20 protein-coding genes, 2 tRNA genes and 1 other RNA gene are annotated in these 22,415 nt (G+C 56.9%); 7 read left to right on the top strand and 16 right to left on the bottom strand.

Annotated features, from left to right (window positions below; genetic code table 11):
* Window positions 1-91: 91 nt before the first annotated feature.
* The 5 genes from wbaP to yeaG form a co-directional block, all read right to left on the bottom strand.
* Window positions 92-1,558, bottom strand: a complete 1,467-nt coding sequence (gene wbaP / locus PVE98_RS08900; protein WP_033746661.1) for an undecaprenyl-phosphate galactose phosphotransferase WbaP — start codon at window positions 1,556-1,558, stop codon at window positions 92-94.
* 380 nt (window positions 1,559-1,938) lie between these two features.
* Window positions 1,939-2,172, bottom strand: a complete 234-nt coding sequence (locus PVE98_RS08905) for a DUF1480 family protein (protein ID WP_033746662.1) — start codon at window positions 2,170-2,172, stop codon at window positions 1,939-1,941.
* 75 nt (window positions 2,173-2,247) lie between these two features.
* Entirely contained in the window at window positions 2,248-3,975 is a 1,728-nt protein-coding gene (locus tag PVE98_RS08910; protein WP_033746665.1) for a potassium/proton antiporter, read from the bottom strand.
* A 251-nt stretch (window positions 3,976-4,226) separates the two neighbouring features.
* Window positions 4,227-5,504, bottom strand: a complete 1,278-nt coding sequence (locus tag PVE98_RS08915; RefSeq protein WP_033791200.1) for a YeaH/YhbH family protein — start codon at window positions 5,502-5,504, stop codon at window positions 4,227-4,229.
* A gap of 90 nt (window positions 5,505-5,594) precedes the next feature.
* A complete protein-coding gene (gene yeaG / locus PVE98_RS08920) occupies window positions 5,595-7,529 on the bottom strand; it encodes a protein kinase YeaG (RefSeq protein ID WP_033746670.1) in 1,935 nt (644 codons plus the stop codon).
* A 420-nt stretch (window positions 7,530-7,949) separates the two neighbouring features.
* Here yeaG and PVE98_RS08925 point away from each other — a divergent pair, with 420 nt between their 5' ends.
* Entirely contained in the window at window positions 7,950-8,699 is a 750-nt protein-coding gene (locus PVE98_RS08925; RefSeq protein WP_096073270.1) for a MipA/OmpV family protein, read from the top strand.
* Between the two features lie 72 nt (window positions 8,700-8,771).
* Window positions 8,772-9,623: an aldo/keto reductase gene (locus PVE98_RS08930; protein ID WP_096073269.1), complete on the top strand. Its 852-nt coding sequence runs from the start codon at window positions 8,772-8,774 to the stop codon at window positions 9,621-9,623.
* 146 nt (window positions 9,624-9,769) lie between these two features.
* Here the strand turns inward: PVE98_RS08930 and PVE98_RS08935 are convergent, their stop codons facing one another.
* Both PVE98_RS08935 and gapA read right to left on the bottom strand, forming a co-directional pair.
* Window positions 9,770-10,645 (bottom strand): D-hexose-6-phosphate mutarotase, encoded by an 876-nt coding sequence (locus tag PVE98_RS08935; protein WP_096073268.1) that lies wholly within the window; start codon window positions 10,643-10,645, stop codon window positions 9,770-9,772.
* 75 nt (window positions 10,646-10,720) lie between these two features.
* The gene (gene gapA / locus PVE98_RS08940; protein WP_033746678.1) at window positions 10,721-11,716 is read right to left on the bottom strand and encodes a glyceraldehyde-3-phosphate dehydrogenase; all 996 of its coding nucleotides are present in this window, start codon (window positions 11,714-11,716) and stop codon (window positions 10,721-10,723) included.
* A gap of 341 nt (window positions 11,717-12,057) precedes the next feature.
* On the opposite strand from gapA, the gene msrB reads away from it, so the two are divergent.
* Window positions 12,058-12,468 carry a peptide-methionine (R)-S-oxide reductase MsrB gene (gene msrB, locus PVE98_RS08945; protein WP_033746681.1) on the top strand — a complete coding sequence of 137 codons (411 nt, stop codon included), beginning with the start codon at window positions 12,058-12,060 and terminating at the stop codon, window positions 12,466-12,468.
* A 3-nt stretch (window positions 12,469-12,471) separates the two neighbouring features.
* Window positions 12,472-12,753, top strand: coding sequence for a YeaC family protein (locus PVE98_RS08950; protein WP_033746684.1), 282 nt, complete (start codon window positions 12,472-12,474; stop codon window positions 12,751-12,753).
* A gap of 38 nt (window positions 12,754-12,791) precedes the next feature.
* Here the strand turns inward: PVE98_RS08950 and pncA are convergent, their stop codons facing one another.
* The 3 genes from pncA to sppA all read right to left on the bottom strand — a co-directional run bounded on the left by pncA (window position 12,792) and on the right by sppA (window position 16,375).
* A complete protein-coding gene (pncA, locus tag PVE98_RS08955) occupies window positions 12,792-13,400 on the bottom strand; it encodes a bifunctional nicotinamidase/pyrazinamidase (protein WP_033746687.1) in 609 nt (202 codons plus the stop codon).
* Window positions 13,401-13,417: 17 nt separating this feature from the next.
* Window positions 13,418-14,431, bottom strand: a complete 1,014-nt coding sequence (gene ansA, locus PVE98_RS08960) for an asparaginase (protein WP_033746690.1) — start codon at window positions 14,429-14,431, stop codon at window positions 13,418-13,420.
* A gap of 84 nt (window positions 14,432-14,515) precedes the next feature.
* Window positions 14,516-16,375 (bottom strand): signal peptide peptidase SppA, encoded by a 1,860-nt coding sequence (sppA, locus tag PVE98_RS08965; RefSeq protein WP_096073906.1) that lies wholly within the window; start codon window positions 16,373-16,375, stop codon window positions 14,516-14,518.
* A 172-nt stretch (window positions 16,376-16,547) separates the two neighbouring features.
* Here sppA and PVE98_RS08970 point away from each other — a divergent pair, with 172 nt between their 5' ends.
* The 3 genes from PVE98_RS08970 (at window position 16,548) to PVE98_RS08980 (ending at window position 19,500) form a co-directional block, all read left to right on the top strand.
* The gene (locus tag PVE98_RS08970) at window positions 16,548-17,099 is read left to right on the top strand and encodes an NAD(P)H nitroreductase (RefSeq protein WP_033746695.1); all 552 of its coding nucleotides are present in this window, start codon (window positions 16,548-16,550) and stop codon (window positions 17,097-17,099) included.
* A 176-nt stretch (window positions 17,100-17,275) separates the two neighbouring features.
* The gene (locus tag PVE98_RS08975) at window positions 17,276-19,195 is read left to right on the top strand and encodes a DNA topoisomerase III (protein ID WP_033746697.1); all 1,920 of its coding nucleotides are present in this window, start codon (window positions 17,276-17,278) and stop codon (window positions 19,193-19,195) included.
* Complete coding sequence (locus PVE98_RS08980; RefSeq protein WP_033746699.1) at window positions 19,195-19,500, top strand: YnjH family protein; 306 nt, start codon at window positions 19,195-19,197, stop codon at window positions 19,498-19,500. The genes PVE98_RS08975 and PVE98_RS08980 overlap by 1 nt, the downstream gene beginning before the upstream one ends.
* 29 nt (window positions 19,501-19,529) lie before the next feature.
* Here the strand turns inward: PVE98_RS08980 and xthA are convergent, their stop codons facing one another.
* From xthA to PVE98_RS09010, 6 genes are all read right to left on the bottom strand, one after another.
* A complete protein-coding gene (xthA, locus tag PVE98_RS08985) occupies window positions 19,530-20,336 on the bottom strand; it encodes an exodeoxyribonuclease III (RefSeq protein WP_096073267.1) in 807 nt (268 codons plus the stop codon).
* A gap of 130 nt (window positions 20,337-20,466) precedes the next feature.
* A non-coding RNA gene (locus tag PVE98_RS08990) (RtT sRNA) lies at window positions 20,467-20,594 on the bottom strand.
* Window positions 20,595-20,636: 42 nt separating this feature from the next.
* Window positions 20,637-20,721 (bottom strand) — tRNA-Tyr (locus tag PVE98_RS08995).
* A gap of 45 nt (window positions 20,722-20,766) precedes the next feature.
* A tRNA-Tyr gene (locus tag PVE98_RS09000) sits at window positions 20,767-20,851 on the bottom strand.
* A 145-nt stretch (window positions 20,852-20,996) separates the two neighbouring features.
* Window positions 20,997-21,845 (bottom strand): formyltetrahydrofolate deformylase, encoded by an 849-nt coding sequence (gene purU, locus PVE98_RS09005; RefSeq protein WP_033746703.1) that lies wholly within the window; start codon window positions 21,843-21,845, stop codon window positions 20,997-20,999.
* A gap of 54 nt (window positions 21,846-21,899) precedes the next feature.
* The gene (locus tag PVE98_RS09010) at window positions 21,900-22,355 is read right to left on the bottom strand and encodes a YchJ family protein (RefSeq protein WP_033746705.1); all 456 of its coding nucleotides are present in this window, start codon (window positions 22,353-22,355) and stop codon (window positions 21,900-21,902) included.
* Window positions 22,356-22,415 lie beyond the last annotated feature (60 nt).

The raw sequence follows: 22,415 nt of genomic DNA on the forward strand, positions 1-22,415 counted from the left end.
TGTTAAAACAAGCGGGAAGGGTAATGAGTTGAGGACGAAAAGAAAAGGAGAAAATAGGATGCCCGCCGTAAAGCGGGCATCCTGAGCGCGATTAGTAGGCGCCGTCGCGGCGCAGCACTACGCCGGCGGTTTTAAACAGAATGGCGATATCGGTCCACAGCGCCCAGTTCTTCACATACCAGGAGTCGAAGTAGACGCGCGTATCGTAGTCGATATCGTTGCGGCCGCTGACCTGCCACAGGCCGGTCATGCCCGGTTTCGCCATCAGATAGTAGTCGACGTCGCCCGCATAGCGCTCCAGCTCCGCCTCGATAACCGGGCGCGGACCCACCAGGCTCATCTCGCCGCGGATAACGTTCCACAGCTGCGGCAGCTCATCAAGACTGGTTTTGCGCAGGAAGCCGCCGATGCTGGTGATGCGCGGATCCTTTTTCAGCTTAAAGTCTTTGTCCCATTCGGCGCGCGCCTCTGCGCTGGTGGCCAGCAGTTGCTCCAGCACCTCTTTCGAGTTGGTCACCATTGAGCGGAACTTCAGGCATTTAAACTTCTCGCCGTTCTGGCCGATACGCTCATGCCCGTAGATGGCGTTGCCGCCGTCGCGTTTCACCATATAGCAGAGCAGTCCGAAAACCGGCGCAAGGAACAGCAGCAGCAGCGAGGCGACCACGATATCGAAGCCGCGCTTCAGGAAGCGCGAAGAGCGCTTGGCGAGGCTGTTGCTGACGCGCAGGATCATCACTTCATGGCTGAAGATAAATGACATATCGGTGCCGTAGAGCGGCACGCCGCGCAGCGTCGGGATGACGGAGATTGAGCGGCAGTTCATTTTCGACAGGAATTTCAGCCAGGTGTCGCGCACCACCTGCTGTTCAAATTCGGTGGCGACGATAAACTGCACATTGTCGCGGTCAATGGTCTGCCAGTTAATGTCCTGCTGTTTGATAACTGGCACGCCGTTAACAGACGGCGGATTATTTTCGTCGTCGGTGCTGATAAACGCCTGCACGTTATAGCCGAGGATCTCTTCGCTCTGCAGTGCCGCGTAAGCCTCCATAGCGTTTTTGCCCGAGCCGATAATAATGGTCTCTTTTTGCCACTGCCCGGCGCGGTTAATGGCGCGTTTGACGGCGGCGCGCATCAGCGGCAGCAGCAGCAGCGCGTAGCTCCAGCTAAACAGCCAGACCATGCGCGAAAAGTCCCACTTGGAAAAGGCGATCAGCGCCAGATCCAGCAGCGAAAACACGAACAGCGTTTTCACCACTTCTTTGAGTTCAAACCAAAAGGGTTTGCGGTAGGTGTAGTGACGCATGCGCATCCAGAAATAAGCGGTGCACAATACGGAAAGCGCAAATTGCGCAATAAAACGATATTCAATTTGATGAGGCGGAATAAATCCATCCAGGTCGCCCCAGATTCCCTGAATAGTGGCGGCGGATAAAAACAGCGCCAGATTAAGGGCAACCAAATCGGAAAAGCTTAACGCCAGCTTTGCGATGATATTTTTTCGCGTTCCGCTCCATGAGCGGCTCGCATCATTCATTACCAGTGTACTTGCCATAACACCTGCTCTCTTTTTTCTTAAGTAAAAGATGGCCTGACCAGAATCAAGTACGCGCTCAGGAGTGGACAACCGAAAAACCAAAACAATTGTTTTCGGTTCATTACAGTCGTTAGAGCCATACAGGCTGCAGTGAAGAGATAAAATAATTACGTGATTGTTGTCACGAAAATCTGCAGCAGCGATTAAGAGTATGCAGGAGATATTTGACAGAGTTAATACGGAACAAATCCTAAAAACCTTTTTTTGCCTAAAGTTTTTTATAGCTAACCTGTTGAATTTGTTGCTTAAAGCGAGGAAAGGGCGGAAAATAACCAAATATTTCAGACGACTTTTTCGGAATTACCGCCAGGCGTATTGGCTGGCGGCAAAATGCGCGGTCAGGCAGGTTTTTTTAACACCCACTGGTCTTGCTGTTTATCGTAATGCCCAATTTGTAAATCCACCGGTTCGCCATCAATCCAGGCCGGCACGCTGGTGTCATGGTCCCAGCCGTCGAGTTGATAACTCAGGTCGGGATTGGTTTGACAGGGAATAGTGACGGTCTGCAGATTATCGCTGTCGAGTTCGGCATCAATAATCTCATAACGACCAATTTTAACGACGTGTCCCATAACTCTCTCCCGTTTGCTGGACCAAATAATGAGCATAGCCGTTTCTGCTGGAATATCGAGCCGTAGCGCCTCGGATTATTCTCGCTCTTCCGCAACGCGCACCCCAATTTTAACGATGCGGTTATCTTCTTTTTCCGCCACCGTCCAGGTAATGTGATTCCACTCAACGTGATCGCCGACCACCGGCGTGCCGCCAAGCATGCTCATTACCAGCTGACCAAGCGACTGCAGGTCGTTGGTCTCTTCGCCCAGCTCCAGCCCGTAAATCTGCGCCACGTCGCGCAGGCGCGCCTCAGCGTCGAGTATGAAGTCGCCGAAAAAGCGCTGATCCAGCGAGACGGGCGGCGACTGGCTGAACATTTTGCCTAGCGCGGGCAGATCGCGTTCGCGACCGATAACGCAGATCACGTCGCCTTCCTTCAGCCGGGTATTCGCATTGGGATGCATCAGCGCGTTGTCGCGGAACAGCGCGGCGATGCGGGTTTCGCGCGGCATCTGCAGATCGCGCAGCGCCGCGCCGACGCACCATTTGTCGGCGCTGAGCTGATAGACGAACTGCTCCCAGGGATTTTCCGGATGAATATCCAGACCGACGCGGCTGATAGGCGACGCCGTGGGCGGCACCACGACGCGCGCTTTCTTTGCCGCAAAGCCGAGCGACGTGCCCTGCAGCATCAGCGACACCAGCACCACGAAGAAGGCGATATTAAAGTAGAGCGAGGCATTCTCCAGTCCCGCCATCATCGGAAAGACCGCAAGAATAATCGGCACCGCGCCGCGCAGGCCGACCCAGCTGATAAAGATGCGCTCGCGGCCGGTAAAGCCGCGGAAAGGCAGTAGCCCCACCAGAATCGACAGCGGACGCGCCACCAGAATCAGCCACAGCGACAGGATCATCGCCGGCACCGCGATATGCCACAGATCGGACGGCGTCACCAGCAGGCCAAGCACGATAAACATGCCGATCTGGCTGAGCCAGGCCATGCCGTCAAAGGTCTGCAGAATGCCGTGACGGTTGCGGATCGGTCTGTTGCCGAGCAGAAAACCGCAAAGATAGACCGCGAGAATGCCGCTGCCTTCCAGCATCGTGGTGAGCGCGAACACCAGTATACCGCCGCTCAGGGCCAGCAGCGGGTAGAGGCCGGTGGCCAGGCTAATGCGGTTGATCAGCTGCTGCAGCGCCCAGCCGCCGCCCAGCCCCAGCACGATACCCAGACCGAACTGCTGCACCAGATGCACCAGGAACATCCAGTCGAGCCCGGTTTCGCCTTTCTGGATCATCTCAATCAGGGTAATAGTTAAAAACACCGCCATAGGGTCGTTGCTGCCTGACTCAATCTCCAGCGTAGAGCTGACGCGCTCGTTCAGGCCTTTGTCGCCCAGCAGCGAGAAGACCGCCGCGGCATCGGTGGAGCCGATGATGGCGCCGATCAGAAAGCCCTGCATTAAATCGAGCCGGAACAGCCACGCGGCTGCCAGACCGGTCAGCCCGGCGGTGATCATCACGCCGACCGTCGCCAGCGAGAGCGCCGGTCCCAGCGCCACCTTGAACGAGCTGGCCTTGGTGCGCATGCCGCCGTCCAGCAGGATCACCGCCAGCGCCAGGTTGGAGATCAGATAGGCGGCGGGGTAGTTGTCGAAGGCGATGCCGCCAATGCCGTCGACGCCGGTCAGCATGCCTAACGCCAGAAAGATCACCAGGATAGGGATGCCGAGCCGCGAAGAGAAAGAACTGAGTAAGATGCTTGACGCAACCAGCACAGAACCGATGATAAAAAGGCTGTAGACAATGTTGTGGTTCAATGGGCTCTCCTGCGGTTACGACAATGATAAGAAGGCTGGTGCGGGGAATGGCCGTCCATCTGAAAAAGAAGATGCGTAATCAGTAAGTTGTCAGCGCGTAATCTCTAATTATACAAATTGATTTTTCTGTCTGAGCTAAGGCTTAATGTGCAAAAAAAAGGCCTTGTTCGTCAAGAGGATTAATGGCGGGTATTTTAGCAGGTATTCGCGGGATTAAATAAAAAAAGCCGGTCAGCGACCGGCTCAGAGTATCAGGCTTCCGCTGCCTGTTTGTGAAACAGCTCGCGAAATACCGGGTAAATATCCTCCGGCTCGCGGATATGCTGGATGGCGAAATTATCGAACATCGCCTGCAGATGTTCATATTCGCGCCATAGCGTCTGGTGCGCACGCCGGGTTATCTCAATATAGCTGTAGTAGCGCACCACCGGCAGAATGTTCTTCGCCAGAATCTCGTGGCAGAGCGGCGAATCGTCTGCCCAGTTATCGCCGTCCGACGCCTGGGCCGCATAGATGTTCCACTGGGACGGATCGTAGCGCTCTTTGACCACCTCATCCATCAGCTTCAGGGCGCTGGAGACGATGGTGCCGCCGGTTTCCTGCGAGTAGAAGAACTCTTGCTCATCGACCTCTTTCGCCTGCGTATGGTGGCGGATATAGACCACGTCCACGTTTTTATAGGTCCGGCTCAGGAACAGGTAGAGCAGAATATAGAAACGCTTCGCCATATCCTTCGTCGCCTGATCCATTGAGCCGGAGACATCCATCAGGCAGAACATTACCGCCTGGCTGGAGGGTTCTGGCCGTTTTTCAAAGTTCTTATAGCGCAGGTCAAAGGTGTCGATAAAGGGCACGCGCTCAATACGCGCGCGCAGTTCAGCAATCTCTTTGCGTAGGCGCTCCTCTTCCAGCAGCTGCGCCGGCTCCGCTTTCTCAATCGCCGTCAGCGCCTCCTCCAGCTCATGCATCATGCGGCGCTTGCCTGCGGTCATCGCGGTGCGCCTTGCCAGCGAATTCTGCAGCGACCGTACCACGCTAATATTGGCGGGCACGCCATTAGAGGTAAAACCGGCGCGATGGGTTTTATATTCATTCAGCTGGCGATGCTGGTTTTTACGCAGATTCGGCAGCGCCAGATCTTCGAACAGCAGGTCGAGATACTCATCTTTAGAAATCTGGAAAACGAACTCATCCTGACCTTCGCCATCCTGACTGGCGTTGCCCTGGCCGCTGCCTCCGCCGCCTCCGCCGCCCTGAGGCCGCTCGATACGGTCGTTCTGCACAAAGTGGTCGTTGCCGGGATGGACGCGATGACGGCTGCCGCCGCGGCCCTGATGGAAAATCGGTTCGTTAATATCGTCGACTGGAATGGAAACGGACTCGCCACTTTCAACGTCGGTTACCGAACGCTTATTGATGGCCTCCGAGATAGACTGTTTGATTTGCGACTTATAACGGCGCAAAAAGCGCTGTCTGTTGACTGCGCTTTTATTCTTGCCGTTGAGTCGCCGATCGATGAAGTAGGCCATAAAACTCCCCCAAACGTTGTAAGCAGGTCGGGCAGTGGCCCGACCTTATGGGTATTAATGCCAGCGCATCAACGTGCTTACGCGTTGTGATTAGGACGATTTACGCACGCGCAGATACCATTCGCACAGCAGACGCACCTGCTTGCGGGTATAGCCTTTCTCCATCATGCGCTCGACGAAATCGTCATGTTTCTTCTGTTCATCCGTGGAGGTTTTGGTATTGAACGAGATAACCGGCAGCAGTTCCTCGGTGTTCGAGAACATTTTTTTCTCGATCACGGTGCGCAGCTTCTCGTAACTGGTCCAGTTGGGATTGCGGCCGTTATTCTGCGCGCGGGCGCGCAGCACAAAGTTTACAATCTCGTTGCGGAAATCTTTCGGGTTGCTGATCCCGGCCGGTTTCTCAATTTTTTCCAGTTCCGCATTCAGCGACTCGCGGTCGAACAGCTGTCCGGTATCGGGATCGCGGTACTCCTGATCCTGAATCCAGAAGTCGGCGTAGGTCACATAGCGGTCAAAGATGTTTTGGCCATATTCAGAGTAGGACTCCAGATAAGCGGTCTGAATCTCCTTGCCGATAAACTCGGCGTATTTGGGGATTAGATAGCCTTTCAGGTGCTCCAGGTACTTCTCTGCCTGATCCTGCGGGAACTGCTCGCGCTCAATCTGCTGCTCCAGCACATAGAAAAGGTGCACCGGGTTCGCCGCCACTTCGTTGTGATCGAAGTTAAACACGCGCGACAGGATTTTAAACGCGAAGCGGGTAGAGAGGCCGTTCATGCCCTCGTCAACGCCGGAGTAGTCGTGATACTCCTGCCAGGATTTCGCTTTCGGGTCGGTATCCTTCAGGCTTTCTCCGTCGTAAACGCGCATTTTTGAATAGATGCTGGAGTTTTCCGGCTCTTTCAGGCGCGACAGGATAGAGAACCGGGCCAGGGTTTCCAGCGTGCCGGGCGCGCAGGGCGCGGTAGCCAGTTCGCTGTGGTTAAGCAGTTTCTCGTAGATTTTGATCTCTTCGGAAACGCGCAGGCAGTAAGGCACCTTGACGATGTAGACGCGGTCAAGAAACGCCTCGTTGTTTTTGTTGTTGCGGAAGGTCACCCATTCCGATTCGTTGGAGTGCGCCAGGATAATGCCGTTGAACGGCAGCGCCGAGATCCCCTCCGTACCGTTGTAGTTCCCTTCCTGCGTCGCGGTCAGCAGGGGATGCAGCACCTTAATCGGCGCTTTAAACATCTCGACGAATTCCATGATCCCTTGGTTGGCGCGGCACAGCGCGCCGGAATAACCGTAGGCGTCGGGATCGTTTTGCGCGTGATTCTCCAGCTTGCGGATATCGACTTTACCCACCAGCGCGGAGATGTCCTGGTTATTCTCGTCGCCAGGCTCGGTTTTGGCGATCGCCAGCTGTTCGAGAATCGACGGCCAGACTTTCACTACTTTGAAGCGGGTGATATCGCCGCCGAATTCATGCAGCCGTTTCGCCGCCCAGGGCGACATAATGGTGCCGAGGTAGCGACGCGGCACGTTGTACTCTTTTTCAAGAATGTTGGCGTCTTCCTGCGGATTGAACAGGCAGAGCGGATGATCGTTGACCGGGCTGCGTTCGCCGTCGGCGCTCAACACATAGATAGGCACGCGCTGCATCAGCGCTTTCAGACGCTCTGCCAGCGAGGATTTACCGCCGCCGACCGGCCCCAGCAGGTACAGGATCTGTTTTCTCTCCTCCAGACCCTGCGCGGCATGTTTCAGATAGGAAACGATCTGCTCTATGGCCTCTTCCATGCCATAAAACTCTTCGAAGGCCGGGTAGCGGCCAATCACACGGTTGGAGAATATTCTGGAAAGGCGTGGCTCCTGGGCAGTATCGACCATTACTGGCTCACCTATAGCCATTAACAGTCGCTCTGCGGCGTTGGCGTATGCACTGCGATCCTGCTTACAGATGGCAAGAAATTCCTGCAGTGTGAACTCTTCGTCCTTGGCAGCTTCATAACGCTGACGATAGTGATCGAATATATTCATAGCGATGCCCGTCCTTTCGTTTTTAGCACAGGTAAAGGAGCGTAATTAAAGGCTCATGCAGCTCCCGGAAGATATTCTCATTTGAGTACAGCAACCCTTATGCCAACCTGATGTATTGTTATCGGGGTACACACTTCTTATGGTCACTCTGCTCGTACTAAGACTCACAGCTTACTTTTAACTGTAGAAGGCATTTAGGAAATTTCCTCCGCATAATTTTACTATTTGGCGATATATCAATAACAAAGTCAGATTGTTGCAAAGCCAGCTTTGCGTCAACCAAAGGGAAAAGAGAGTAGAATCCGGCAGATGTGCCGCTTTCAGCCGCTCTGTTAAAGAGCACCTCAGATAATGGTTAAACCGGCGAGCAAAAATCGTTAAACTTCGTAGTGATTTTTATATTTATGGAAGAAATAAATTGTGAACCAATTCAAACTTAAAGCGCCTGGCGCAATTATTTGTGCTCTTTTTTTCGCTAATACCGCTGCTGCTGAATCCTTGTCGCTTGGCGCATCAGTGATTTACGCGCAGTCTCCCTATCGTGGCGGGCAGGATCGTTATTTGCCGGTTCCCGTCATCAATTATGAGGGCGATAATTTCTGGTTCCATTCTCTGCAGGGCGGTTATTACCTGTGGAAAGACCCGCAAAATCAGCTCTCTCTGACGCTGTTCGGTTCGCCGCAGCAGTACGATCCAGGCGACAACGATCTCGGCGACATGAAAGGCCTTGATAAGCGTCGTATGACACTCATGGGCGGCGCCACCTATAACCATATGGCGGAGTGGGGCATCCTGCGCACGGCGCTGCTGGGCGATGTGCTTAACAACAGCAACGGCATCATCTGGGATCTGACCTACCTCTATCGCTTCAACTTCGGCGATTTCAGCCTGACGCCAGGCGTCGGCGCGATGTGGACCAGCGCCAATCAGAACCGCTACTACTATGGCGTCTCCAGCCATGAATCGGCGCGCACCGGCATCGACCGCTATCAGCCTGACGACAGCTGGTCTCCCTACGTCGAGCTGAGCGCCAGCTATCAGATCACGCCGCAGTGGAACGCCAGCCTGGTGGGACGCTACACCCGCTTCGACAGCGAAATCAAAGACAGCCCGATGATCGACAAGAGCGGACAGACTACGCTCTGGACCGGCATCAGCTACAGCTTCTAATCGGCGCTGTCGCGGGGCAAATTGTTAACCAGGCACCAAAAGGGTGCCCTGATTTGATGCAGGAGCAAACGGATGGACAAAGCGATCGCTTTTGATGACCACACGCGACTACCCGCGATAGGTCAGGGCACCTGGTATATGGGCGAAGACGCCGCGCGACGCCGTGAAGAGGTCGCCGCGCTGCAGGCAGGACTCGATGCGGGCCTGACGCTGATTGACACCGCCGAGATGTATGCGGACGGCGGCGCGGAAGAGGTGGTCGGCGAGGCGCTGCGCGGACGACGCGACAGCGCGTTTCTCGTTTCGAAGGTTTATCCCTGGAACGCGGGCGAAACGGATGCTATCGACGCCTGCGAGCGCAGCATGCGGCGGCTCGATACCGATCGACTGGATCTCTATCTGCTGCACTGGCGCGGCAACGTGCCGCTTGAAGAGACTATTCGCGCAATGGAAACCCTTCAGCAGCAGGGCAAAATCCTGCGCTGGGGCGTCTCTAATTTTGACGTCGACGATCTGCAGGAGCTGCTGGAAGAACCCGGCGGCGCACGCTGCGCCACCAATCAGGTGCTGTATCATCTCGCGTCGCGTGGCATCGAGTTCGATCTGCTGCCCGCCTGCCAGCAGCATCAGATGCCGGTCATGGCCTATTGCCCGCTGGCGCAGGCCGGAAGGCTGCGACAGGCGCTCTTTTCCGACACCACGCTGGTGGAGATTGCACAACAGAAGGGCATTAGCGTCGCGCAGCTGCTGCTGGCGTGGGTTATCCGCAAAGAGGGCGTGATGGCAATCCCTAAGGCGAGCTCGCAGGCGCACGTGAAAGAGAACGCCGCGGCGCTGCAGATCCGGCTGAGCGACGATGAGCTGGCGCGAATCAACCAGGCGTTTCCGCCGCCGCAGCACAAGATGGCGCTGGATGTCGTCTAAAGGTAAAGCTATGCCTGCGTTCTGCTGGTGCGGCGCGGTCGCGAGTGACACGGCGCGTGCGCCAGTCGCTCGCACCTCTGGCGCGAAACGCATTGCTCTGCGCTCCGTGTCACTCACTTCTCAATCAGGCAGCCGCCTGACTTCTTTTAAGCTTTCTGCCGCAGACGGAAGGTGGTCGCCAGCCGCGCCGGTTTTTCGCCTGCGCTGCGCATCGGTTTAGAGATGCGCGCCGTCTCCACGCAAACCATGGTTTTATAGCCGTCGTTGGCCATGTCCGCCATGCTGCATGACAGCTCAACGCCTGGGTTCCAGGTCACCACGTCGCTGTGATGATGGTGATAGACCTCAATCATGCGCTGTCCCTGTTTATCCTGAATCAGTGCGCAATCTTCCGGCTGGGTGAAAACGCGGTCAATACGGCCCGGATAGGTCTGTTTGCCGCTGGAAGTCTGCTCGCTGTTGTTGTCGACCTTGTCGATAAAGTGCGAACCCAGACCGCTGACCTCTACGCCGGCGATATCGGCCACCTGGAAATAGCTGTGCAGCGCGCCGGTCGCGGTAAAGTCGCCGTGTGCTTCCAGCTCGATTTCGCAGTGCTTGCCGAGGCGGAAACGGGCGAACAGGGTAAAGTCATGCGGCCATAATTTTTTCGTCTGCGCCGTACTCTCCAGCACGAAGGTCAGCATTACGCTCTCTTCGTTCTCATCGTGCGCCGACAGCGTCCACGGCTGATTACGGGCGAAACCGTGCGCCGGTTCGCCTTCCGGCCCAAACCACGGCCAGCAGATGGGCACGCCACCGCGAATGGCTTTGCCAGCAGCAAAAAGCGACTTTTCGCTCAGCCAGATAACCGGCTTTTCTCCGCTCGGCTGCCAGGCGATCAGATGCGCGCCCTGAAGCGTAATCGCAGCACGCACCTGGGGATGGCTCACTACAATCACCGGCAGATCGCCCAGCTGACGCTGCGAGAGGTAAGGGGAGATCTGCTTCACCACGGGCAGCGAGAAAATTTTATCTTGCATAACCGAATCCTTCCTGTTGCTACGAAAAAAAAGGGCGACCGAAGTCGCCCTTGTTGTCTGTCGTGACCGGTCTGCTTATTTAGCAACCAGCGCGATCAGGTCGAGAACTTTGTTTGAGTAGCCGGTTTCGTTGTCGTACCAGGAAACCAGTTTCACGAAGTTGTCGTTCAGCGCGATGCCAGCTTTAGCGTCGAACACGGAAGTCAGCACTTCGCCGTTGAAGTCGGTAGAAACCACGTCGTCTTCAACGTAGCCCAGCACGTCTTTCATCTCGCCTTCTGCAGCGGCTTTGATCGCTGCACAAATTTCTTTGTAAGAAGCCGCTTTTTCCAGACGGACGGTCAGGTCAACAACAGAAACGTTCGGAGTCGGTACGCGGAACGCCATACCGGTCAGTTTACCGTTTAGCTCCGGCAGGACTTTGCCCACGGCTTTCGCTGCGCCAGTAGAAGACGGGATGATGTTCTGAGATGCGCCGCGGCCGCCGCGCCAGTCTTTGTGAGACGGGCCGTCAACGGTTTTCTGCGTGGCGGTGGTCGCGTGAACGGTGGTCATCAGACCTTCGACGATGCCGAATTTGTCGTTGATGACTTTCGCCAGCGGTGCCAGGCAGTTGGTGGTGCAGGAAGCGTTAGAAACGATGTCCTGGCCAGCATATTTGTCGAAGTTAGCGCCGCGAACGAACATCGGGGTGTCGTCTTTAGACGGACCGGTCAGCACGACTTTCTTCGCGCCGGCAGTGATGTGTTTACGTGCGGTTTCGTCAGTCAGGAAGATGCCGGTAGCTTCAGCAACAACGTCAACGCCTGCTTCGTCCCACTTCAGGTTAGCCGGGTCTCTCTCAGAGGTAACGCGGATTTTTTTGCCGTTAACGATCAGCGCGCCGTCCTGTACTTCAACGGTACCGTCGAAGCGGCCGTGCGTTGAGTCGTACTTCAGCATGTAAGCCATGTAGTCCGCGTCTAACAGGTCGTTGATCGCAACGATTTCGATGTCAGAACGCTGCTGAGCAGCACGGAAAACGATACGGCCGATACGACCAAAACCGTTGATACCTACTTTGATAGTCATATATTCCACCAGCTATTTGTTAGTGAATAAAAGGTTGGCTGTAAAATTACAAAAACCTTACCAGGCGTCAAGCGGAATCGTGTCAATAGTTGCGACAGGTCAATCCGTTCGACAGGAATAATTTGATGCGCAACCGCTTGCGCAACAAGCGTGTTGAGATGATGCCGAAACCCGATTGCTGAATATAAAGGGATAGCGCTAGCAAAAGGTGATCGAGGTCACAAATCTACGCTGCGAAAGGGAAGTATGGTCGCTAAGCACGAAAAAAGCCCCGGTAATGTTATTCGTTTGTTAGAATAGTAGACGATTTTTTCAGAATGACACTCTCCGGAACCACTCAAATGGCTAAAGAAACCGCACCTGAAGCAAAAATTGCGCAATTGTCTGAAATGCAGCGCTATGTGACCCAGCAGCGCGGCACGGAACCGCCTTTCAGCGGCGCGCTTCTGCATAATAAACAGGAAGGCATCTATCACTGCCTGGTCTGCAACGCGCCGCTGTTTCTCTCGGAAACCAAGTATGACTCTGGCTGCGGCTGGCCGAGTTTCTATCAGCCGGTAGGCGACGACGCGATTCGCTATCTGGAGGATGACTCTCACGGCATGCATCGGATCGAAATTCGCTGTAATAACTGCGATGCGCACCTGGGACACGTCTTCCCGGACGGGCCGCAGCCGACCGGCGAACGCTACTGCGTTAACTCGGCGTCGCTGAGCTTTACCGACGAGCAGGGCGACGAACAGCAGGGGTGATGAATGAAACAACAGCTTGAGGCGATGGTCGACGCCATGACGCCTGAGGTCTACGAACGACTGGCAACGGCGGTGGAAACCGGTAAATGGCCGGACGGCGTGGCGCTGTCGCAGGAGCAGCGTGACAACTGCCTGCAGCTGGTGATGCTCTATCAGGCGCGCCATAACGAGGCGCCGCAGCATATGACCATCGGCAAGGGCGGCGAAATGGTGACAAAATCGAAGCGAGAGCTGAAAGAAGAGTTCGGTATCGACGCAGAGATTACGCGCATCAATCTGCACTGAATATAAGGCCGACCTTGCGTCGGCCTTACGCTATAGCGCTAAATCAGCACCGCACCCTGCGCCTTCATCTGGGCGAACGCGATATCGCTGTCTTCCGGGCTGAGATTCACCCCGCGACAGCCTTCCTTCACCACCGTCACCTGATAACCCAGCTCCAGCGCGTCCAGCACGCTGTACTTCACGCAGTAGTCCGTGGCGATTCCCAGCATCACAAGATGGGTTATCCCGCGCGCCTGCAGCCAGCTGTCCAGCTCGGTTTTGCGCCGATGGCCGTTGTCGAAAAAGGCGCTGTAGCTGTCGACGTCGACATCCTGTCCCTTATGGAATACCGCGTCGATCAGGCTGCGATCGAGGCCGGGATGAAGCTCGGCGCCGGCGGAACCCTGAATGCCGTGATCCGGCCACCAGATTTGCGCCAGCCCGTTGAGTTCGCCCAGCGTGTAGACCGGTTCGCCGGATACCGAGGCGAAGCTGCCGTGGTTAGCCGGATGCCAGTCCTGCAGCGCCAGCACGCACTCGCCGCGGGCGCGGAATTCGCGCGCATAGCGGTTGGCGACCGGCACGGTCATATCGCCTTCATGCACGGCCATGGGGCCGCCGGGACAAAAATCGTTTTGAATATCTATGATGATGAGGGCCTGCTTCATAACAGGTGGCTCCGTAATTAGTCTTCGGTCAGTTCACCGCGCAAATTTTGCTGCATCCTGGCGCGGATCTCATCGCAGGAGAGCGACTGACTCAGTAAAAAGTGGAGCTTGGTCAGCGCGGCTTCCACCGTTAAATCAAATCCGCTTATGACGCCCGCATGCTCAAGAGCATTGCCGGTGGCGTAGCCGCCCATGTTCACCTTGCCGGAAATACACTGGGTCAGGTTAACCACTACAATGCCGCGCTCGCTGGCCTGCTGCAGCTCGGCGAGAAACTCGGCGTTCTGCGGCGCGTTGCCGACGCCGTAGGAGCGCAGGATCAGCGCTTTTACCGGCTGGCGTAAAAAGTTGCGCACCACATCCGCCGAGATGCCTGGATAGATGGTGACGACGCCGATAGGCTGCGGCGTAATGGTATGCACCTTCAGCGGTCCATGGCCTTGCGGCGCGGGCGGCGTATTCAGCCGGCGAATATGGATGCCGGCCTCCAGCAGGGCGGAAAGGTTCGGCGATGCAAAAGCGTTAAAGCCGTCCGCATGCGCTTTCGTGGTGCGGTTGCCGCGATAGAGCTGGTTGTTGAAAAACAGCGAGACTTCATTCACGGGATAGTTCGCCGCCACGTAGAGCGCATTCAGCAGGTTTTGCTGGCCGTCGGAGCGTAGCTCCGCCAGCGGGATCTGCGAACCGGTCACGATAACGGGCTTCGCCAGGTTCTCCAGCATAAACGACAGCGCCGAAGCGGTGAAGGCCATGGTATCGGTTCCATGCAGGATAACAAATCCATCGTAGCGATCATAATTTTGTCGAATATCTTCCGCGATAGCCTGCCAGTCTTCGGGCGTCATATCGGAAGAGTCGATCAGCGGATCGTATTCATGAATAGTGAAATCCGGCATCTCAGGGCGGTGGAACTCCGGCATATTCGCCAGCTGTTGCTGCAGGTGACCTGAAACCGGAATATAGCCCTGCGCGGAGCGCTGCATGCCGATAGTGCCGCCGGTATAGGCGACATAGATGTTTTTCTTTTGCATCAGAAACTCAGACTTGCCGTAAAACGCGCAGTATAAGGGGAAAGCGGGGGAAAAGCAGCCCGATCGAGGACCGGGCTGCGAGCTTCATCGCACTTCGCCGCAGTTCAGACAGAACGCATAGCGATTTTGCGGATCGTTGAGGTTATTCAGCAGACCGGGCTGCTGTTTCATGGCGCTCATTACGTCCAGCATCGGCGCGGGCAGCCAGGCTTTCAGCGTGGTCGGCAGCACCGCCTGCGCCGAGGCGTTGACCTGGCTGAGCAGCATATCGAACATGCCCGGCTGATCCTGATACCAGGTGAGCTGCGGCTTCGCGACCTTAGCCAGTTCGCCCGCTTTCTTCACCGCATCGTCAAAGTCGCCCAGCGCGTCTACCAGGCCGTTGGCTTTAGCGTCGCTGCCGGTCCAGACGTGGCCCTGCGCGATAGCGTCGATTTGCTCCGGCGTTTTATGGCGCGAAGCGGCGACCAGACCGACGAAGTTGCGGTAGCCGTTTTCAATCGTCAGCTGCATCAGCTGCTGCACTTCAGTCGGCAATGCTTTGGTGGAGGCCACGTCCGCCAGCGGCGAGGTGGCGACGCCGTCCGTATGCACGCCGATGCTGTCCAGACTGTTCTCCAGCGTATTGATGACGCCGAAAATGCCGATGGAGCCGGTCAGGGTGCTCGGGCTGGCGACGATGTAGTCCGCTGGCGTTGAGATCCAGTAGCCGCCTGAGGCCGCCATGCCGCCCATAGAAACCACGACGGGCTTATCGGCCGCATGTGCGGCGGCCAGCTCTTCACGGATCGCTTCGGACGCCGTAACGCTGCCGCCAGGGCTGTTGACGCGCAGGATAATCGCCTTGATTTTGGGATCGAGGCGCGCATCGCGGATCTGCGCGGCGGTGGTGTCGCCGCCGACATTGCCGGGGGTCTCCTCGCCGTCCATAATCGCGCCGCTCGCCATTACCACCGCGATATTGCCATCCTGCTGGGTCGGCTGTTTCACGTTGTAGTCATAGATGCTGACGCTGTGGTAGTCGTTGCTGGCTTTATCCCAGCCGAAGGTTTTCACCAGCTGCTGATCGGCCGCCGCGCGGCTGTCCAGCACATCCACCAGCTTATTGTTAAGCGCATATTTGGCGGTATCGCCGTTTACCGCCTCAAGTCCGGCGATCACCGCCGCCGCCCCTGGGAACAGCTGATCCGGCGTAATCTGACGGTTGCCCGCTACGGTATTCAGGTAGTTCTGCCACAACTGACCGACCCAGCGGCTGTCAGCGTCGCGCGCCGCCTGTGACATATCGTCGCGCAGGAAAGGTTCGACCGCCGATTTATAAGTGCCGACGCGGAAGACGTGGGAGTTAACCTTCAGCTTATCCAGCAGCGTTTTATAGTAGAGGCCGTTGGTGGCGAAACCGTGCAGATCGACCGTGCCCTGCGGCGAGAGATAGATTTTGCTGGCGTAGCTGGCGAGATAGTACTGCGCCTGACTATAGCTATCGCCCAAGGCAAAAATCGGCTTGCCGCTGTCGCGGAATTCGCGCAGCGCTTTGCCGACGTATTGCAGAGAGGGCTGATCGCCGCCGGCGAAATCGCGCAGATCCAGCACCATGCCGGTGATGTTTTTGTCGCTTTTGGCCTGACGGATGGCGTCCACCACGTCGAACAGCGAGTTCTCCTGCAGGCGATCGCTGCTTGCGCCCAGCAGCTGACGACCCAGTTTGCTCAGCTTGTTGCTGACCGAAGGCTTATCTACCAGCACGCCGGTAAGATCGACTTTTAACGCGCCTTGCTGCACCGGCGTCGAGCTGCTGCCGGAACCGCTGACCTGCAGCCAGATGCCGACGCCGACCAGGATTAAAAAGATCAGGAACAGATTGAGAATAAACTCCCTGATAAAATTCAGCACTCGCCATGTCCATCGGAACAGACCGGCAATAATTCGCCACAATGTGCGCATCAGATTCTCCATTTTCGCTAGCGGAAAGCGGTCGCCGTGCGGCTCCGCCTTCCATGACGCCCTCATCCTAAAGAGCGGCGTGGAAAATGTCAGCAGGAAATCGCGGCGGACTGTTACAAAAGATCAGGCTGTGCCAGGATTAGCCAACGCGTTATGACATCAGGAGAAAATCATGGATGCACTTGAATTACTGATTAATCGTCGCTCGGCCTCGCGGCTGACCGAACCGGCGCCCGCCGGCGAAAGCCTGCAGAACATTATCCGCGCCGGCATGCGCGCGCCGGATCATAAGTCGCTGCAGCCGTGGCGCTTCGTTATCGTCGAGAATGAAGGGCGCGATCGGCTGAGCGCGCTGCTGGAAGAGGCGGCGCGCGAGGCGCAGCTGGAGGAGAAGGCGATCGATAAAGCGGCGCGTTCGCCGTTCCGCGCGCCGATGATCATTACCGTGGTCGCCCACTGCGAAGATCATCCCAAGGTGCCGCGCTGGGAGCAGGTGGTGTCGGCGGGCTGCGCGGTAATGGCGATGCAGATGGCGGCAGCAGCGCAGGGCTTCAACGGTATCTGGCGCAGCGGCCCCTGGACCGACAACGCGCGCGTGCGCAGCGCCTTCAACTGCCGCGAACAGGACGCTATCGTCGGTTTCCTCTATCTTGGCACGCCGCAGCTAAAATCGAGCACCACCGTGGTTCATCCCGACACCGCGCCTTTCGTCAGCTATTTCTAGCCGACGCCATCTCTCTTTCCGTGCAGCGTAGCGGGTTGCGCGGATCCTGCGCGACCGATCCATAAGTGACCCGCCAGAGCTTACCTCCGTATCAGGAAACGTCTAAGATAGCGCTGCGCCTCTGTCGCGTTAGCCGAATGGCCCTCATACCCTGAAGTAAAGGATCTTGCTGACTCATGCGTTTGTTTATTGCGGAAAAACCGAGCCTTGGCCGCGCGATTGCCGATGTGTTGCCCCAGCCCCATCGTCGCGGAGAGGGTTTTATCGCCTGCGGCGACGATCAGGTCGTCACCTGGTGCGTCGGGCACCTGCTGGAGCAGGCGCAGCCGGACAGCTACGACAGCCGCTACGCGCGCTGGTCGCTGGCCGACCTGCCGATCATCCCGCAAAAATGGCAGCTGCAGCCGCGTCCCTCGGTGGCGAAGCAGCTTAAAGTCATTGAGAAGCTGCTGAAGCAGGCCAGCGAAGTCGTGCATGCGGGCGACCCCGATCGCGAAGGTCAGCTGCTGGTGGACGAAGTGCTCGACTATCTGCAGCTGCCGGCGGAAAAACGCAGCCGGGTTCAGCGCTGCCTGATCAACGACCTGAACCCGCAGGCGGTGCAGCGGGCGGTCAGCCGCCTGCGCGAAAACCGCGAATTTATTCCGCTCTGCGTCTCGGCGCTGGCGCGCGCGCGCGCCGACTGGCTTTATGGCATCAATATGACGCGCGCCTGGACGCTGCTGGGGCGCAACGCGGGCTATGACGGCGTGCTGTCGGTGGGTCGCGTGCAGACGCCGGTGCTGGGTCTGGTGGTGCGCCGCGACGAAGAGATCGAAAACTTCGTCCCCAAAGATTATTTCGAAGTCAAAGCCCATATTGTCACGCCGGACCAGCAGCGCTTCATCGCCAGCTGGGTGCCCAGCGATGCTTGCGAACCCTGGCAGGATGAAGAAGGGCGACTGCTGCATCGCGCGCTGGCGGATCATGTGGTCGCCCGCATCGCGGGCCAGCCTGCATTGGTCACCAGCTACAACGATAAGCGCGAAGGCGAGGGCGCGCCGCTGCCTTTCTCGCTCTCGAGTCTGCAGATCGAGGCGGCGAAGCGCTACGGACTGAGCGCGCAAACGGTGCTGGACACCTGCCAGAAGCTCTACGAAACCCATAAGCTGATCACCTATCCGCGTTCCGACTGCCGCTATCTGCCGGAAGAGCACTTTGCCGGCCGCCATGCGGTGCTGAAGGCGATTCAGACGCACGCGGGCGCCATGTCGCCGCCGAACGACTTTAGCGCCGATCGCCGCAACCGCTGTTGGGATGACAAAAAAGTAGACGCGCACCACGCCATTATCCCTACCGCGCGCGCCAGCGCGGTGCGGCTGACGGAGAACGAGCAGAACGTTTACGCCCTGATTGCCCGACAGTATCTGATGCAGTTCTGTCCTGACGCCATTTTCCGCAAATGCGTTATCGAGCTGGATATCGCGGGCGGCAAATTTGTCGCCAAAGCGCGTTTTCTTGCCGAAGCGGGCTGGCGCGCGCTGCTGGGTAGCAAAGAGCGCGACGAGGAAAACGACGGTACGCCGCTGCCGGTGGTCGCGAAGGATGATCAACTGCTGTGCGAGCGGGGCGAGGTGCTGTCGAAGCAGACGCAGCCGCCGCGTCCGTTTACCGATGCGACGCTGCTCTCCGCCATGACCGGTATCGCCCGTTTTGTGCAGGATAAAGAATTAAAGAAAGTGCTGCGCGCGACCGATGGTTTAGGAACGGAGGCCACGCGCGCCGGGATTATCGAGCTGCTGTTCCGCCGCGCGTTCCTGGTGAAAAACGGGCGCTATATCAACGCGACGCCTGCAGGGCGAGCGCTGATCCACTCGCTGCCGGAACTGGCGGCGCGTCCCGATATGACGGCGCAGTGGGAGTCGACCCTGACGCGCATCAGCGAAAAGGCGTGCCGCTACGAGGAGTTTATGCAGCCGCTGGTCGGCACGCTGACCGAGCTGATCCATCAGGCGCGCCAGCAGCCCAGCGCGATGGCCTTTCGCGGACTGCCCGCTTCAGGGCAGAAGAAACGTCCTAAACGAACGGCGAAACGAAAAGTGAAGGAGAGCGAATAATGCGTTATAGCGCAGGTTTATGCTTTATCGCGGCGCTGGTGAGCGGCAGCGCCGCTGCCAGCCCCTCGCACGGGCATCAGCAGGAGTACAGCGCGGGCGGCAATGCGGATGTGGTGGTGGATATGCCGCCTGAAGTCTGGACGCAAAATCAGAGCGGCGCGCCCAGTTGTCAGCAGTGCTGTATTTTCGAGAATCGTAACTACAGCGAGGGCGCGGTGGTGAAATCGGAAGGGGTGCTGCTGCAGTGCGCCCGGGACGAAAAGGTGCTGGGCACCAATCCGCTGATCTGGAAAATCGTGAAGTAAACGGCGTGGCATTCGGCCACGCCGTCGTATTACAACTCGAAGGTCGACCAGACCGGCGCGTGGTCGGACGGTTTTTCCATGCTGCGAATGTCGTAGTCGATTCCCGTCTCCACGCAGCGGGCGGCCAGCGGCTGGCTGGCCAGCAGCAGATCGATGCGCAGCCCGCGATTGTCGTCGAACCCCTTTGAGCGGTAGTCGAACCAGGAGAAACGATCGCTCACCTCAGGATTTTTTTCGCGGAAGGTGTCCACCAGTCCCCACTTCAGCAGGCGATCCATCCATTCGCGCTCTTCCGGCAGGAAAGAGCATTTTCCGGTGCGCAGCCAGCGTTTGCGGCTCTCTTCACCGATGCCGATGTCGAGATCGGTGCTGCTGATATTCATGTCGCCCATAATCAGCACGGGCTTATCCGCCAGCAGGCTCTGCTCAAGATAGGCTTGCAGATCGCGATAGAACTTCTCTTTCGCCGGAAATTTAGTCGGATGGTCGCGGCTCTCGCCCTGCGGGAAATAGCCGTTGATCACCGTGATATCACCGATCGGACTCGGGATCTCCGCCATAATCAGACGGCGCTGCGCCTCTTCATCGTCGCCGGGAAAGCCGCGACGTACTGAAACGGGCTGCACTTTGGTCATCAGCGCCACGCCGTAGTGGCCTTTCTGGCCGTGATAGAAGACGTTGTAGCCGAGCTTCGCCACCTCTTCGAGCGGAAACATATCGTCATGGACTTTGGTTTCCTGCAGGCCGATAACGTCAGGCTGATGCTGTTCGACGAGCGCTTCAAGCTGGTGGGGACGGGCGCGCAACCCGTTGATGTTGAATGAAACAAATTTCATGGCGTGGACCAGTGTGCTGAGAATGTTGCGCCGGATGGTAGCGATTTTTTAGCAAAAAGTCATGGGGATGCGTGCGGTACCTGTCGGGAGAATCACGAGAGTGCGTTTAATACGGGAGAGTATGCAAGGATGGTGGTGGGAGAAGGATTATTCGGCGCGTAGCGCCTCACCCTGCGGGCCGCGCGGTGCGCGTTGTCTCGCTGCGCTCGACCCGAACCTTCGGTCGAAGCTTCTCATCCTTCTCCCCGAGGTGTCGGGAGAATCACGAGAGTAAGTTTAATACGGGAGAGTATGCAAGGATGGTGGTGGGAGAAGGATTCGAACCTTCGAAGTCTGTGACGGCAGATTTACAGTCTGCTCCCTTTGGCCGCTCGGGAATCCCACCTGGGAAATGCTGATAATGACCGGTAAGGCGAAGAAACGATTCAGATGGTGGTGGGAGAAGGATTCGAACCTTCGAAGTCTGTGACGGCAGATTTACAGTCTGCTCCCTTTGGCCGCTCGGGAATCCCACCACTGGCCTGAATCATTGTGCCTTAAAGCGGGGCGCATCATACCAAATGCGGTCAGCGTGTAAAGCGCCCAACTGAAAAATGTGAACCGTTTGCCCACTTTTTGCCCGTGGCGCTGAATTCACAAACAATTCAGCGCCCGATGCGCTTAAAGAATAATCGTGCGGTTGCCGTAAACAAATACGCGCTGCCCCAACACTTTATAGAGCGCGCGGCTTAACACGTTTTTCTCCACGTCGCGCCCGGCGCGCATCATCTCTTCGGCCGTATAGCTGTGATCGACGTTAATCACGTCCTGCATGATGATCGGTCCTTCGTCCAGATTATCATTCACGTAGTGCGCCGTTGCGCCGATGATCTTCACGCCGCGCTCGTAGGCCTGATGATAAGGACGCGCGCCGATAAACGCCGGCAGGAACGAGTGGTGGATATTGATGATCTGGTTTGGATAGCGCTGTACAAAGGCGGGCGTCAGCACGCGCATATATTTCGCCAGCACCACATAATCAGGCTGGTAGCGGTCGATCTCGTTCGCCATCAGGTTGTCGTGCTCTTCGCGCGACAGCCCTTCATGACTGACCAGCACGAAAGGAATATCGAAACGCTCAACCAGCGAACGCAGCGTGTCATGGTTGCCGATAACCGCGGCAATCTCCATATCCAGTCCGCCGAACGCGCTCTTCATCAGCAGATCGCCCAGACAGTGCGCCTCTTTAGTGACCAGCACCACCACGCGACGGCGGCCAGCGCTGTTCAGCTCGCGCGTCGATCCGGTCGGCAGCGCGCTGTCTAAATCCGCCAGCAGCGTATTATCGTTGAAAATGCCTTCAAGTTCGGTGCGCATAAAAAAGCGGCCGGTGCGATGATCAACGAATTCATTGTTTTGCACGATATTCAGCTCGTGCTTGTAGCAAATATTGGTGATTTTAGCGATGAGACCTTTCGCGTCAGGGCAAATGGTACGTAAAACTTTTCGTTGCATAGTTTGCGCTTGCATCTCGATCAGAGTCCTGTCAAAGCGATTGGGTAAAACCGTTGGGCCGTATGCTGTTCAGCCGCAACATTTCTTGTATTTTTTATCGGAGCCACAAGGACAGCGATCGTTGCGCCCTACGGCGGGCGCCGTTCCATCGACATAGTACCAGCGATGATCCTCGCGAAGAAAGCGAGAACGCTCGTGGATTGCGCTTATCTGCGAATTTTCGCGGTAACGCGCAAAAAAAGTGACGAAAGCTTCATTATCATGGCTTCCATGATTACAACAGGTTACATTCAGGCTTAGCCACTCGGTACCGGCGAAACTTTCGGATAATCGCTGCGCCATATCGGGTAGACGCTTGTCGGGATGCCAGCTGGCGACCAGCCAGTCGCTGTTTTGCCTGGCGTAGGCGGTATAGCGCGAGCGCATTAACTGTTCAGCCGATTCAGGCAGCCGTTCGCCCGTCAGAAAGGGCGCGCAACATAAGCTATACTGCTTCCCGCTGCAGCAAGGACAGGGTTCGGACACAATAACTCCTGTGAGCGATAAATTAAGATGACGCCATATGGTAGCCGACCTGGCGCAGTG

The sequence above is a fragment of the Pantoea sp. GABEPS69 genome, from assembly GCF_045780835.1.
GTDB classification, from domain to species: domain Bacteria; phylum Pseudomonadota; class Gammaproteobacteria; order Enterobacterales; family Enterobacteriaceae; genus Pantoea; species Pantoea septica.

Excerpts from the sequence above, each read along its gene's own strand:
- pncA (WP_033746687.1), bottom strand. The coding sequence starts at position 13,400 with ATGAAGCAGGCCCTCATCATCATAGATATTCAAAACGATTTTTGTCCC.
- PVE98_RS08905 (WP_033746662.1), bottom strand. The coding sequence starts at position 2,172 with ATGGGACACGTCGTTAAAATTGGTCGTTATGAGATTATTGATGCCGAA.
- gapA (WP_033746678.1), bottom strand. The coding sequence starts at position 11,716 with ATGACTATCAAAGTAGGTATCAACGGTTTTGGTCGTATCGGCCGTATC.
- ansA (WP_033746690.1), bottom strand. The coding sequence starts at position 14,431 with ATGCAAAAGAAAAACATCTATGTCGCCTATACCGGCGGCACTATCGGC.
- PVE98_RS08915 (WP_033791200.1), bottom strand. The coding sequence starts at position 5,504 with ATGGCCTACTTCATCGATCGGCGACTCAACGGCAAGAATAAAAGCGCA.
- PVE98_RS08980 (WP_033746699.1), top strand. The coding sequence starts at position 19,195 with ATGCGTTATAGCGCAGGTTTATGCTTTATCGCGGCGCTGGTGAGCGGC.
- sppA (WP_096073906.1), bottom strand. The coding sequence starts at position 16,375 with ATGCGCACATTGTGGCGAATTATTGCCGGTCTGTTCCGATGGACATGG.
- yeaG (WP_033746670.1), bottom strand. The coding sequence starts at position 7,529 with ATGAATATATTCGATCACTATCGTCAGCGTTATGAAGCTGCCAAGGAC.
- PVE98_RS08935 (WP_096073268.1), bottom strand. The coding sequence starts at position 10,645 with ATGCAAGATAAAATTTTCTCGCTGCCCGTGGTGAAGCAGATCTCCCCT.
- purU (WP_033746703.1), bottom strand. The coding sequence starts at position 21,845 with ATGCAAGCGCAAACTATGCAACGAAAAGTTTTACGTACCATTTGCCCT.
- PVE98_RS08930 (WP_096073269.1), top strand. The coding sequence starts at position 8,772 with ATGGACAAAGCGATCGCTTTTGATGACCACACGCGACTACCCGCGATA.
- PVE98_RS08970 (WP_033746695.1), top strand. The coding sequence starts at position 16,548 with ATGGATGCACTTGAATTACTGATTAATCGTCGCTCGGCCTCGCGGCTG.
- msrB (WP_033746681.1), top strand. The coding sequence starts at position 12,058 with ATGGCTAAAGAAACCGCACCTGAAGCAAAAATTGCGCAATTGTCTGAA.
- PVE98_RS08950 (WP_033746684.1), top strand. The coding sequence starts at position 12,472 with ATGAAACAACAGCTTGAGGCGATGGTCGACGCCATGACGCCTGAGGTC.
- PVE98_RS08975 (WP_033746697.1), top strand. The coding sequence starts at position 17,276 with ATGCGTTTGTTTATTGCGGAAAAACCGAGCCTTGGCCGCGCGATTGCC.
- wbaP (WP_033746661.1), bottom strand. The coding sequence starts at position 1,558 with ATGGCAAGTACACTGGTAATGAATGATGCGAGCCGCTCATGGAGCGGA.
- xthA (WP_096073267.1), bottom strand. The coding sequence starts at position 20,336 with ATGAAATTTGTTTCATTCAACATCAACGGGTTGCGCGCCCGTCCCCAC.